Genomic DNA, 11,871 nt, shown 5'->3' with positions numbered 1-11,871 from the left:
GGGGCATCCTCCACTGACAATGTGTTGATTATCTCGGAGAAGAATATGAAGTCTATTTTCGCTGCAGTAGCAGTAGCTGGTTTGATGTTCGCTGGCAACGCAATGGCTACAGACATGCCTGCTGATGGCAAGGCCAAGTGTGCCGCATGCCACAAGGTCGACACCAAGCTGGTCGGTCCGGCATGGAAAGATGTGGCTGCCAAGTACAAGGGTCAGAAGGACGCTGAAGCTACCCTGATCGCCAACATCACCAAGGGTGGTAAGTTCGGCTGGAACATGGGCCAAATGACTCCCCGTGGTCTGGGTGCCAACGATGAGCAGATCAAGGGTCTGGCCAAGTTCATCCTGTCGCTGTAATTCAGGTTGTACTTGCAACAAAAAAGCCGACGCAAGTCGGCTTTTTTGTTGTCCTGCGCCCCCCTGTGGCATTTTGTCGCGCGGCAAAATGCCACATTCCAACACTGGCCGGATTTGGGTAGATTACGCCCTGCCCAGTCGCTGGTAGCCCAGTTTGGTCTCCTCCCAGTGCCCTGCCGCCACTGACTGGCACTTCAATTTTCGGAGGATGCATGCGGGCCCGTCAAATGTCGAAGCACTCAGTGGCAGCGATTGCCACCTGCGACCCACAACTGGCGCTGTTTCATCACGCCTGCTCCCAGATCCAGAACAGCCTCAACCTCAACCAGTTTCTGGAATCCATCGCACTGAGCGAAACCGTCATGAGCTACTGCCTCGCCGCGCGCAAGGCCAGCCTGCAACCCCATGATAGAAACCGCATACGCCTTTCAGGAATAGGCGCACTGGTGTTTGAACTGACCGGGATCAAGCAACACGGCGTGCGGGAGACCGACAGGGACGCAGTCGCACTCTATCTGCAAATCATGGACTGGAGCGAATGCAAACAACAACTCCTCCACGCATTGCTGACCACCAGCGATGACACGCCTTGGCCGCTGCGCTATGCCAATCTGGAAGTGATCGCGCATCAAGGTGCATCGCTCGTCACGCAATTGCTGGCCTTACACGATGCCCACGAACTGGCCGCACCGCTGGGCCGCATCGATGCCGACGAACCTTTAGCCATATGACGCTGAGCTCCGCCGAAAGAACTGTGTTGCTGGTAGATAGCAACATGGCAGCATCGCGCACCCTGATGCAGGAACTGCAACCATTAGGTTATCGCGTACACCATGCCGACAGCGCTGAGGATGCGCTACCGCTGATCATGGAGCTACGCCCCGATTTCGGCATATTCAACCTGAAGCTGCCGGGCGCCAGCGGCATAGTGCTGGCCGATATGTTGCATCGCATCAAGCCCATGGCTCAAGTCGTTGTCCTTTGCAGCACCCCGCCACACAGCGCCCAGCCCTCAGCGTCAATCCACTTCCTCGACAAATCTGCCACGGCAGACGCGATCGCAGCCGCCCTTTCTGGAGCCGCGCTCTCCTTCCCAACCCAACCAGGCAACGAGACAGAGTTCCTGCACCAAAAACTGACCGAGCATCACGGCAACATCAGCGAAACCGCCCGTGCGCTAAAAATGCATCGGCGAACCTTGCAACGCAAACTGGCACGCGACAGCACCAAACACAACTGAGCGCCTCGCCATCCCACCGTCTATCGCCGTGCAATTCCTGAACGATATGTTTGCAGGCATGGTGCAAACTGCTACTGTTACGGCACGGCGAGCAAAAGCAAGGCTCGCCAAATGAACAAAGGCTACAACGCCAAGTTTCGAATCGACTTGCTCTACCTGTAAAGATTGAATGTTCGACGCGCTGCGCAAATTGACTCCAGAACAGTGGTTCGGATTGACCTTGGTAATCGTGCTGCATGGTGCGGCGCTGTTCGTGCTTTGGAGCTACCGCATCCTGCCGACACCGGATGCGGCGGCAACGCTGATGGTCAACCTCATCAATCCACCGGCTCCAGAGCAACCGCAGCCAGAACCACCGAAACCACAGCCTAAGCCGCGCCCGATCGAGCCACCCAAGCCGCAGCAGCTCGTCGCACAAGCGCCCGTGGTCTTGGCCGATGAGCCGGTCGCGCCGCCTCCGCCACCCGCTCCGGTAGCCATCGAAGCACCGCCCTTGCCGCCACAGCCGGTGATGTTGAGTGGCGAGTTGTCGGTGAGTTGCCCGGAACGCAGTCCGCCCAGCTACCCCGCCCTTTCCATGCGCATGAATGAGCAAGGGCGCGTGGTGTTGCTGGTCGAGTTGAACACGGAAGGTCGCGTCGCCAAGGTGCAAGTCCGTACCGCGTCCGGCTATCGTCGCCTGGACGAGGCCGCCGTGAACGCGGTGAAAGGCTGGCGTTGCAAGCCGACCCTCCGCGATGGGGTCGCCGTCCTCGCAACGGCACTCCAACCCTTTGTTTTTGTACTGGAAGTAAGATAATGGAACAGAGTCTGGGCTTCGCCCATTTCCTCGCGCAATCCGATGCCTTGGGCAAAATCGTGCTCGGCCTGCTACTGCTGCTGTCCGTAGCGAGCTGGTATCTGATCGTCAGCAAGGCGCTGGCCAACCGCACTGAGCGACTACGCGCGGAGGCTTTCCTCAAGCGCTTCTGGGAATCGCCGTCCTTGCAGGCGATGCAAACCTCGCTGGGCGCGGCGCCCACCGATAACGCCTTTGCCGAACTGGCTCGGCAGGCTTTGCTGGTCAGCGCAGAAAACCAGAGTGGCGTGCAAAAGCTCTCGGCGGCGGGCGGCATGTCGGAATATCTGACGCGAGTGCTGCGCAATTGCATAGACCAGGAGTCCGCCAAGGTGGAATACGGCCTGACAGTGCTTGCCTCGGCGGGTTCCGCCGCGCCCTTCGTCGGCCTGTTCGGCACGGTTTGGGGCATCTACCACGCGCTGGTACAGATCGGCATGAGCGGCCAGGGTACGCTGGACAAGGTCGCCGGGCCGGTGGGCGAGGCGCTCATCATGACGGCGGTCGGCCTGGCCGTGGCGATCCCGGCGGTGCTGGCCTACAACTCGTTCACCCGTCGCAACCGGCTCTGGCTGGCCAAGCTGGATAATTTCGCCCACGATGTGTACGCCTTGATCACGCTCGGCGACAAACACGCCTAGTGTCAGGAGCAACTCATGGCCTTCGGAAGTTTTGATTCAAAGCGGCATCAAGGCCCCATGGCCGAGATCAACGTCGTGCCGCTGGTGGATGTGATGCTGGTGCTGCTGGTGGTGTTCATCATCACCGCGCCCCTGCTCACCAACGCGGTAAAGATCGACCTGCCCAAAGCCTCCAGTGCGGTCAACCTCACCCAGCCGGAGCATATCGAATTCGGCATCCGCGCAGACGGCAGTCTGTTCTGGAATGGAGAAAAGGTAGAAGAATCGGCTTTGCAGCAACGCTTCGCCAGCGCAGCACGCAAGCAGCCACAACCGGAACTACATCTGCGCGCCGACCGCTACGCCCACTACGAATTGGTCGCCAAGGTGATGTCGGAAGCCGCCAAGGCAGGCATGGTGCGGATAGGCTTTGTGACCGACCCGACGCAACCCTAGATCCCGGTCAGTTTCCTGATCTCAGCCGCCCACTTTGCGCTGTCTTCCATGCCCGCGATACTGTCAGCCGATTTCGCCAGGTCGACACGCTCCGGAGGCAGATGGACATTCGAGTTGGTCGAGAAGAACACCTGAACCACCGGCTTGAGCAAACTCTTTTCCGACTGTTCCAGCACCACGGCCAAGCGCCCGGATTTGAGTTTCACCACGGTGTTCGTCGGATAGATGCCCACGGTCTTCACGAAGGCATGGAACACCGCCTCATCGAAATGTCCGCGCCACTCCGCCATCTTGCGCAGCGCCTCGCCCGGCTCCCAGCCGCTTTTGTAGCAACGGTTTGAGGTCAGCGCGTCATACACATCGCAGACTGCCCCCATGCGCGACACCAGGGTCAGCGCCTCGCCTGACAAACGATGCGGATAGCCGGAGCCATCCACTTTCTCATGGTGATGCAGACACACCTCCAGAGCGGTATCGCAGACGTTCTGCGAGGCCTGCAACAGCTGCCAACCCTTGACCGGATGTTGCTTGACCATCTCGAACTCATCGTCGGTCAAGCGGCCCGGCTTGTTGAGCACTTCCTCCGGGATCAGCATCTTGCCGACATCGTGCAGCAGCCCGGCCATGCCCACATTACGCAAACTGGCATCTTTCAGGCCTAGCTGCCGCCCGAGCGCCACCATCAGCGCACACACCGCCACCGAGTGCAGATAGGTGTAGTCATCCTTGGTCTTGAGCCGTGCCAGACTTAGCAAAGCCCCGGCGTTGCGGGAGATGGACCGGTCGATCTCCTCCACCAGTGCGCTAGCCCCGGCAACATCCACCGCACGCCCCAAGCGCGCCTCCCCGAACATGGAAACGACTGCGCTACGCGCACGGGCGTGGATCTTGCGGGCACGGTCCACCTCTTCATGCAGACTGACGCGGGCCGCCCCGACATCCGACTCTCGGGCGATCTCAAGCATCTCCTCTTCTACCTTGAGAACCTCGTCTTCCTCCAAGGTCACCTCGGCATCCGCCCCGACATCGAGCCCCCTGCTGGTATCGATCCAGACATAGGTGACACCGCAGGTCTGCAGAATCTTTAGGTCCGCTGGCTCTTCAAGCAGAAACGACTTGCGCCAGAACGGATGATCCATCCAGCTGGCGCAGATTTCCTGGAGATACATGCCCAGGCGCACATCGGGAACCTTGATCTTCTTCAGCATGCTGTACTACGCCTTGAATGAGGTGGCTATCATAACAAATCAAGCAACGGTTGCAGCCCCCTGCGCCAGTCGTTTTGCACGACGACGTGCAATCGCGCATTCCACCAGCGAGTACACCGAGGGCACCACCACCAGCGTCAACAGGGTGGACGAGATCATGCCGCCGATCACCGCCACGGCCAGCGGGCCGTTGGTCTCCGCCCCCGCCCCCAGGCCCAGCGCCGCCGGGAACAGTGCCAGGATGATAGTGAACGAAGTCATCAGCACCGGACGCAGACGGATCGGGCAGGCATCGCGCAGTGCATCGTCAATGGCCATGCCCTCGGCACGGCGCTGGTTGGTCAGGTCGATCAGCAGGATGGAGTTCTTCGCCACCAGACCAATCAGCAATACTAGGCCGATCATCGAATAGATGTTCAAGGTATGGCCGAACAGCCACAACGACAGCACGCCACCGATGATGGCCAGCGGCTGCGCCACCATGATGATGAAGGGCTGCACGAAGGAGTTGAACTGGCTGGCCAACACCATGTACAGCAGCACGATGGCCAGCGAGAAGGCGAAGATCATGTAACCCATGGTCTTGCCGAACTCCTCCGCCTGACCAATCAGCTTGACCTGATAACCGGCTGGCATCATCGCGCCACCGATCTCCTTCACCTTGTTCGCCGCTTCGCCCAGCGGCATGGTCGGCGTGGCGTAGAAGATGCCGGAATACTTGAGGTCGTAACGCCCCACTACCGCTGGCCCCAGCTCCTGCTCGAAACTGGCCACGCTATCCATGCGCACCATGCTGCCGTCGCGGGCGCGCAGGAAGATGCGCTTCAGATCGTCCGGCTTGGCCAGCGCCCCTTCCGCCGCCTTCAGACGCACGTCGTAACGCTCGCCGTCCCCCGGCTCATCGCTGTACGCGGCCACGTTCACGCCGCCGGTCATCACGTTCAGCGCCAGCGCCACATCCTGCGCCGACAAGCCCAGCACGGCAGCCTTGGCACGGTCCAACTGCAAGGAGAGTTGCGGCAGATCGAGTTGCAGATCGGTATCGACCCGGCCCAGCCCCGGCACTTCCTTGTTCAGCTTGCGCTGCAACTCGCCGGACAGCCGCGCTACCTCGCCCAGATTGGGCCCGGTCACCACGAACTGCAAGGGATCGCCGCGCTGCCCCTGCATCATCGACACCGGCGCAGGGAAGGCGCGGATGCCGGGAATGGCGGCCAGCTCCTTGCGCAACTGGGCCAGCAGTTCCTGCTGGCGCACCTTGCGTTCGTGGCGCGGTGTCATGCGCACGTAGGAGAAGGCCTGGTTGACCTGCCCAGCCTGCCCGATGCCGATACCGGAGAAGTTGCTCAACACCTCGGGGTGGCTGGCCAAAACGCGCTCGACCTCGGCCAGCTTACTGCTGGTGTATTCGATGGACGAGCCCAGCGGTGCCTTGGTGAACACCATGAAGCGCCCCTGGTCCTCGTCCGGCGAGAACGCCTTGCCCACGTTGGCGAAGAAAAAGCCGCTGGAGAACACCGCCGCCACGGTGAAGCCGACCACCTTCCAGCGATGCTGCAACGCCCAGACCAGCAATTTGCGATAGAACGCGTCCAGCTTGTGGAACGCCGCATCCAGCTTGTAATAGAGCGCGCCGTGCTGCTTTTGCACCTTGAGGTAGCGCGAGCACAACATGGGCGTGAGCGTGAGCGAAACGAACAGCGACACCAGCACGCCGAAGGTCACCACTACCGCGAACGACTTGAAGAACATGCCGATGATGCCGGACATGAAGATCACCGGCGCGAAGATGGACACCAGCGACAGCGTCGCCGCGATCACCGCGAACACCACTTCGCGGCTGCCGTTGATGGCCGCGTTCACCGGGTCGTCGTCGATCTCCTCGCGGTGGCGGAAGATGTTCTCCAGCACCACGATGGCATCGTCCACCACTACCCCGATGAGCAGCAGCAGCGCCAGCATGGTCATCGAGTTCAGCGTATAGCCGGAGAAGTAGATCACGGCGATCGCGCCCAGCAGCGACACCGGGATGGCGACCGAGATGATGAGGGTCGAGCGCACGCTGCGCAGGAACAGCCACACCACCAGCGCCGCCAGCAGGGTGCCTTCGATCAGGTGCTCTTTCAGCGCGCCTATCATCTCCATGATGTAGGCGGCATCGTTGGTGGCGACCTTGAGCGTCATGCCGGGCGGCAGGGACGGCACGATCTCCTTCTCCAGACGGCGCTTCACCTCGTCGGCGATGGCTACGGTGTTGGCTCCGGACACCTTGACGATGCCCACACCCACGGCGGGCGAGGCGTTGAAACGCGCCAACTGGCGGTTATCCGCCAGCCCGTCCTCGATCACCGCCACATCGGACAGGCGGATGGCCGAACCGTCGCGGTACGCCACCACCAACTTGCCCAGATCTTCGATATGGTGGAACTCCATGTCCAGCTTGAGCAGGAACTCGCGCTGCTCACCTACCAGGAAGCCGCCGGGCAATTGCAGATGCTCGCGGTTGAACGCGTTCATCAGGTCTTGCGTGGTCAGGTTGCGCGCCGCCAGCGCCGCCGGATTGAGGTTGACGCGGATGGTGCGGTCGCGGCGACCGCCCAGGCGAACTTCGCCCACGCCGTTGATGGTCTCCAGCTTCTTCTTGATGACGTTCGCCGCATACTGGTTGAGCTGCTGCTGGGTACGGTCGCCCTGCAAGGCCAGCCACATGATGGGGCTGGAGCCGGTGTCCATCTTGGCGACCACGGGCGGATCGGTGCCGCTGGGCAGGCGGCGCAAGGCCTGGTTGATCTTGACCTGCACCTCGTTGAACGCGATGTCGGCGTTCTTTTCCAGACTGAAGGTGATGGCCACGATGGACATGCCCGGCGACGAGGTGGACATGATGTGTTCGATGCCCGGCACGCTGTTCACCGCCGACTCGATCACGTTGGTCACGCTCATGTCCACGTTGTCCGGGTTCGCGCCCTTGATGCTGGTGCTCACCGAGATGATGGGGAATTCGATGTAGGGGAACTGGTCCACGCCGACGCGCTGGTAGCCGATCAGGCCAACCAGCATCAGCACACCGCTGAGCATGAAGGCGAAGACGTGACGCTTGATGGATAACTCTGGCAGATTCATGGGGCGATTCCGTGGTTGGAGCTACGCTTCCCCGTCAGCGGGGAAGCCATGACATCATTTCTTGGCGGCTGCCGGAACAGCGCTGACCGGCGCAGCGACAGCACTCGCCGGGGCGACCGCACTGGCCGCCGCCGGAGTGGCCGGCTTGCCCGCCGGCTCCTGATGCGACACCGCCACCGGTGCCTGATCGGTGAGGAAACCTGCGCCATCCACCACCACGGTCTCGCCCGCCTTCAGGCCGGAAACGATCTCCAGCGTGCCATCGGACTGTTTGGCCCCGGTCTGCACCACGCGCTGCGCGACCTTGTCGCCCGCCAGCACGTACACCACCTTGCCCGCCGGACGCAGCACCACGCTCAGTTCCGGCACCACCACCGCGTTCGCATGGCGACCCAGCACCACCGCGCCCGTCACCGTCGCACCCGGCTTCCAGCCAGGGTTGTCGAACACGGCGAAGGCATCGAAGGAACGGTTGGTCGCACCGGACATCGGGCGCACCTCGTCGATCTTGCCGTTCTGCACGCCCGCCACGCCGGGACTGCTCACATGGACTTCCATGCCCGGCTGGATGCGTCCCGCCATCTCCTCGGGGAACGGCAGCCGCGCGCGCAGCTTCTTCATATAGACCACGCGGAACGCGGGATCGCCGACCTTGAGATATTGCCCCGGCACGACGAACTGGCGCTCCAGTCTGCCATCCAGCGGAGAAACGATGTGCGTCTTGCCAACGTTGCGTTCGGCCAGCGCCAGCTGCGCCTTAGCCGAAGCCAACTGGTTCTGCGCCGAGGTCGCTTGCGCGGCCACATCATCCAGCCCGGCCTGCGAGATGAAGCCCTGCTCGCGCAACTTCTTCATACGCTCCAGCCGCCGGGTCTCGTTGGCGCTCACGCCCTCCATGCGCCGCACCTCGGCCTGCGCCGACTGGCGCACCAGGCCGGTGTCCTGCGCATCCATCTCGGCCAGCACCTGCCCGGCCTTGATCTCCGCCCCTTCCATCACCTTGAGCGACAGCACCTTGCCCGCCACCTCGGCGGCGATCACCGGGTCGGCGGGACTATCCAGCGTGCCGACCGACTCCTCGATCTGCTCCACCGTGCGCTGCTCGGCCTGAACCACGGACACCGGCGTTCCCGCAGGCCCCGCCTTCTTCTCTTCCTCTTTCTTGCCGCAACCCGCCAGAGCCAGCAAGCCCAGCACCAGACAACTCAATCGAACTTTATTCATGCTCAAACCCAGGATCGATACAGGAAAAACCGTTAAACCACGCGCTCGTTCGCATACAGGGAACGCACCGTCTCGCGTTCGCGGATGAGGTGCGCCTCACCCTCGCGCACCAGCACCTCGGCGGCGCGCGGGCGGGTGTTGTAGTTGGAACTCATGCTCATGCCGTAAGCGCCCGCCGACATCACCGCCAACACGTCGCCCGCCGCCACCGCCAACTCGCGGTCGTGCCCGATGAAATCGCCGGTCTCGCAGACCGGGCCGACGACTTCATAGATCGCCGTGGCCACATCGCTACGACTGACCACCGGCTGAATGGCGTGATAAGCATCGTACAGCGCCGGGCGCATCAGGTCGTTCATCGCCGCGTCGACCAGGGCGAAGCTCTTCTCTTCACCCTGTTTGAGGTATTCGATGGTCGTCAGCAGCACGCCCGCATTGCCGACCAAGCGGCGGCCCGGCTCGAAGATCAGCCTCTCGCTGCGCCCCGCCAGCGCAGCCAGCAAGGCCTGCGCGTATTCGGCGATGGAGGGCGGCGTTTCGTCGTTGTAGCAAATGCCCAGGCCGCCGCCGAGATCGAGGTGTTCCAGCACGATGCCGTCTTCGGCCAACTGGTCGGCCAGCGCCAGCACCTTTTCCGCCGCCGCCACGAAGGGGCTGACCTCGGTGAGTTGCGAGCCGATGTGGCAATCCATGCCGGTGACACGGATGTTAGGCAGCGCGGCGGCACGACGGTAGAGCGCGCGCGCCTCGTCGTAGGCCACGCCGAACTTGTTCTTCTTCAGGCCGGTGGAAATGTAGGGATGCGTCTTGGCATCCACGTTGGGATTGACGCGCAGGCTGATCGGCGCAACGCGGCCCAGGCTCCCTGCGACCTCGTTCAGCCGCTCCAGCTCGGCCGCCGATTCCACGTTGAAGCACAGGATCTCGGCTTCTAGCGCCAGCTTCATCTCGGCGGCGGACTTGCCCACGCCGGAGAACACCACCTTGTTGGCCGCGCCGCCTGCCGCCAGCACACGCTGCAATTCGCCACCGGACACGATGTCGAAGCCCGCGCCCAAGCGAGCGAACAGGTTGAGGATGGCCAGGCTGGGGTTCGCCTTCACCGCGTAGCAAATCAAGTGTTCGCGCGACTTGAACGCCTCGGCGAACTCGCGGTAGGCCGCCGTCAAGGCCGCGTGGGAATAGACGTAGCACGGCGTGCCGTAGCGCTGGGCGATGTCCACCAAGGGCAAGTCATCGACGCAAAGCTGGTCTTGCTGGTAACTGAAATACGGAGTCATATCAGGGATTCTGGCTGGATTGGGCGGGCGCGGGTTTGGGCAGATACAGCGGCCCCTTGTGACCGCAGCCTTGCAGCAACAAGGTCAACAGCAACATAATGCCGGTCAATGCACGCATCATCCACCCGATAGAAAATTCAAGAAGCGCGATTATAAAGGCTAACGACATGACCGAAAGCGAATTCAACCAACTGTCCGACTCAGTCTTTACCCGCATCGAACAAGCCGCCGACGCAGCCGGCATCGATGCCACCCTCAACGGCAACGTGCTCGAACTAGAACTCGACGACGGCCAGAAGATCATCGTCAACCGCCACACCCCCAACCAGGAGATCTGGATCGCCGCCCGCACAGGCGGCTTCCACTACGCTTGGGACGGCACCCGCTGGTCCAGCCAGCGCGACGGCAGCGAGCTGTTCGGAAAACTGACTGAAGTCACCGCCAGCACGGACGGGGATGCGCTGGCGTTCTGAGGGAGAGAACCAGAAGGAAAGCGGGGTACGTCCCCTAAAATACGGTAGGCGCGAGCTGCATAGAGCGCTCCTTGATCGGTGTGGTGAATCAATCCGCGTTCAGGACTCCGATGCAGGAGCGCCATGTCCAGAGCCGATATGACCGGCTGCAAGTTCGGCCTGTCGCCCATGCCCCATCCCACCACTCGGCGAGAGTGCAAATCCAACAACACAGCCAGATGCAGGAAGCCCTGACGGGTGCGGATAAAAGTGCCATCCCCCACCCAAACCTGATTGGGGGTGGCAACGTCGAACTGGCGTTGCACGAGATTGGGAGCCGCCGGTGCGGTATGGTGGTTCTCCACGATGACTCGGAAGCGCCGTTTGCGTCGTGCCTCAAGGCCAGCTTGCCGCCTAAGCCGGGCTACCCGATGCTTGCCGCAGACAATGCCTTGCATGTTGAGTGCACGCCAAGTCTTCACGGCACCATAGGCTTCTCGACTGGCACGATGCACTTCTTTGATCTGCTCCAATAACTCTCGATCTTGCTTGCTGTGCTCCGATTCTTCGCGAGTCTTCCAGTCATAGTAACCGCTACGAGCGACGCCTAGCATGCGACAAAACCTTTCGACACCCACCATCCCCGCATGCATTTCGATGTATGCGTACTTCACTTGCGGTGCTTGGCGAAGTACGTCTCCGCTTTTTTTAGGATGTCGAGTTCCTCGGTGACACGCTTCAGTTCTCGTTTGAGTCTCGACAGCTCGCTCTCTTCCGATACCTTCGGGCGACCGGGCGTGCGAAATACGCCCCCATTTGCCTTCAGTTGCGCTTGCCACTTGTAGATCCGGTTGCGGGCAACTCCAAGTTCTAGCGCCAGTTGCGTTCCCGGCTTCTGCCCCAATTCCAGCAACCGCACAGCCTCGCGCTTGAATTCCGCGCTGAACCGCTGCCGTTGCCTCTCCGGATTTACCTTGCCTTTTACCTTGCTTTCCATCGAACACCTCCTTCATTATTGTCTCCTATTGAAGTGTCCGTTAAAGCCGGGTTAGCTCAGTCTGACCCTGAAAATA

Annotated in this window: 14 protein-coding genes; 8 read left to right on the top strand and 6 right to left on the bottom strand. The window is 61.5% G+C overall.

Features of this window, described 5'->3' with window-relative positions; all coding sequences use genetic code 11:
- Positions 1-45 precede the first annotated feature (45 nt).
- From DM08_RS01640 to DM08_RS01615, 6 genes are all read left to right on the top strand, one after another.
- Positions 46-357 (top strand): c-type cytochrome, encoded by a 312-nt coding sequence (locus tag DM08_RS01640; RefSeq protein WP_035382849.1) that lies wholly within the window; start codon positions 46-48, stop codon positions 355-357.
- A 227-nt stretch (positions 358-584) separates the two neighbouring features.
- Positions 585-1,088: a hypothetical protein gene (locus tag DM08_RS01635; protein ID WP_035382848.1), complete on the top strand. Its 504-nt coding sequence runs from the start codon at positions 585-587 to the stop codon at positions 1,086-1,088.
- The gene (locus DM08_RS01630) at positions 1,085-1,597 is read left to right on the top strand and encodes a response regulator transcription factor (protein WP_035382847.1); all 513 of its coding nucleotides are present in this window, start codon (positions 1,085-1,087) and stop codon (positions 1,595-1,597) included. Before DM08_RS01635 ends, DM08_RS01630 begins: the two co-directional genes overlap by 4 nt.
- Before the next feature lie 169 nt (positions 1,598-1,766).
- Positions 1,767-2,396, top strand: a complete 630-nt coding sequence (locus DM08_RS13285) for an energy transducer TonB (protein ID WP_051937717.1) — start codon at positions 1,767-1,769, stop codon at positions 2,394-2,396.
- Positions 2,396-3,076, top strand: coding sequence for a MotA/TolQ/ExbB proton channel family protein (locus DM08_RS01620; protein WP_035382846.1), 681 nt, complete (start codon positions 2,396-2,398; stop codon positions 3,074-3,076). Before DM08_RS13285 ends, DM08_RS01620 begins: the two co-directional genes overlap by 1 nt.
- A gap of 15 nt (positions 3,077-3,091) precedes the next feature.
- On the top strand, positions 3,092-3,511 hold the full coding sequence (locus DM08_RS01615; protein ID WP_035382845.1) for an ExbD/TolR family protein: 420 nt from the start codon (positions 3,092-3,094) through the stop codon (positions 3,509-3,511).
- On the opposite strand, the gene DM08_RS01610 is transcribed toward DM08_RS01615, so the two are convergent.
- The 5 genes from DM08_RS01610 to DM08_RS12765 are packed head-to-tail and all read right to left on the bottom strand — an operon-like array spanning position 3,508 to position 10,467.
- Positions 3,508-4,719, bottom strand: a complete 1,212-nt coding sequence (locus DM08_RS01610; protein WP_035382844.1) for an HD-GYP domain-containing protein — start codon at positions 4,717-4,719, stop codon at positions 3,508-3,510. The two genes, DM08_RS01615 and DM08_RS01610, sit on opposite strands and share 4 nt — an antisense overlap.
- Positions 4,720-4,758: 39 nt before the next feature.
- Complete coding sequence (locus DM08_RS01605; RefSeq protein WP_035382843.1) at positions 4,759-7,842, bottom strand: efflux RND transporter permease subunit; 3,084 nt, start codon at positions 7,840-7,842, stop codon at positions 4,759-4,761.
- A 54-nt stretch (positions 7,843-7,896) separates the two neighbouring features.
- Positions 7,897-9,066, bottom strand: a complete 1,170-nt coding sequence (locus tag DM08_RS01600) for an efflux RND transporter periplasmic adaptor subunit (RefSeq protein WP_081908717.1) — start codon at positions 9,064-9,066, stop codon at positions 7,897-7,899.
- Positions 9,067-9,098: 32 nt separating this feature from the next.
- The gene (lysA, locus tag DM08_RS01595; RefSeq protein ID WP_035382842.1) at positions 9,099-10,346 is read right to left on the bottom strand and encodes a diaminopimelate decarboxylase; all 1,248 of its coding nucleotides are present in this window, start codon (positions 10,344-10,346) and stop codon (positions 9,099-9,101) included.
- Between the two features lies 1 nt (position 10,347).
- Positions 10,348-10,467: an LPS translocon maturation chaperone LptM gene (locus DM08_RS12765; RefSeq protein WP_152555751.1), complete on the bottom strand. Its 120-nt coding sequence runs from the start codon at positions 10,465-10,467 to the stop codon at positions 10,348-10,350.
- A 46-nt stretch (positions 10,468-10,513) separates the two neighbouring features.
- On the opposite strand from DM08_RS12765, the gene cyaY reads away from it, so the two are divergent.
- Both cyaY and DM08_RS13115 read left to right on the top strand, forming a co-directional pair.
- A complete protein-coding gene (gene cyaY / locus DM08_RS01590; RefSeq protein ID WP_035382841.1) occupies positions 10,514-10,819 on the top strand; it encodes an iron donor protein CyaY in 306 nt (101 codons plus the stop codon).
- A gap of 194 nt (positions 10,820-11,013) precedes the next feature.
- The gene (locus DM08_RS13115; protein WP_237560185.1) at positions 11,014-11,334 is read left to right on the top strand and encodes a hypothetical protein; all 321 of its coding nucleotides are present in this window, start codon (positions 11,014-11,016) and stop codon (positions 11,332-11,334) included.
- 134 nt (positions 11,335-11,468) lie between these two features.
- Here the strand turns inward: DM08_RS13115 and DM08_RS01580 are convergent, their stop codons facing one another.
- The gene (locus DM08_RS01580; protein ID WP_035382839.1) at positions 11,469-11,795 is read right to left on the bottom strand and encodes a transposase; all 327 of its coding nucleotides are present in this window, start codon (positions 11,793-11,795) and stop codon (positions 11,469-11,471) included.
- Between the last annotated feature and the right edge of the window lie 76 nt (positions 11,796-11,871).

The organism is Ferriphaselus sp. R-1, from assembly GCF_000746095.1.
GTDB lineage: Bacteria > Pseudomonadota > Gammaproteobacteria > Burkholderiales > Gallionellaceae > Ferriphaselus.
This window is presented reverse-complemented; position numbering and strand designations above follow the sequence as displayed.

Bases quoted from the DNA above. Each gene is read 5' to 3' on its own strand.
- DM08_RS01580 (WP_035382839.1), bottom strand. From the start codon at position 11,795: ATGGAAAGCAAGGTAAAAGGCAAGGTAAATCCGGAGAGGCAACGGCAG.
- DM08_RS01635 (WP_035382848.1), top strand. From the start codon at position 585: ATGTCGAAGCACTCAGTGGCAGCGATTGCCACCTGCGACCCACAACTG.
- DM08_RS12765 (WP_152555751.1), bottom strand. From the start codon at position 10,467: ATGATGCGTGCATTGACCGGCATTATGTTGCTGTTGACCTTGTTGCTG.
- DM08_RS01605 (WP_035382843.1), bottom strand. From the start codon at position 7,842: ATGAATCTGCCAGAGTTATCCATCAAGCGTCACGTCTTCGCCTTCATG.
- DM08_RS13285 (WP_051937717.1), top strand. From the start codon at position 1,767: ATGTTCGACGCGCTGCGCAAATTGACTCCAGAACAGTGGTTCGGATTG.
- DM08_RS01620 (WP_035382846.1), top strand. From the start codon at position 2,396: ATGGAACAGAGTCTGGGCTTCGCCCATTTCCTCGCGCAATCCGATGCC.
- cyaY (WP_035382841.1), top strand. From the start codon at position 10,514: ATGACCGAAAGCGAATTCAACCAACTGTCCGACTCAGTCTTTACCCGC.
- DM08_RS01640 (WP_035382849.1), top strand. From the start codon at position 46: ATGAAGTCTATTTTCGCTGCAGTAGCAGTAGCTGGTTTGATGTTCGCT.
- lysA (WP_035382842.1), bottom strand. From the start codon at position 10,346: ATGACTCCGTATTTCAGTTACCAGCAAGACCAGCTTTGCGTCGATGAC.
- DM08_RS01630 (WP_035382847.1), top strand. From the start codon at position 1,085: ATGACGCTGAGCTCCGCCGAAAGAACTGTGTTGCTGGTAGATAGCAAC.
- DM08_RS01610 (WP_035382844.1), bottom strand. From the start codon at position 4,719: ATGCTGAAGAAGATCAAGGTTCCCGATGTGCGCCTGGGCATGTATCTC.
- DM08_RS01615 (WP_035382845.1), top strand. From the start codon at position 3,092: ATGGCCTTCGGAAGTTTTGATTCAAAGCGGCATCAAGGCCCCATGGCC.
- DM08_RS01600 (WP_081908717.1), bottom strand. From the start codon at position 9,066: ATGAATAAAGTTCGATTGAGTTGTCTGGTGCTGGGCTTGCTGGCTCTG.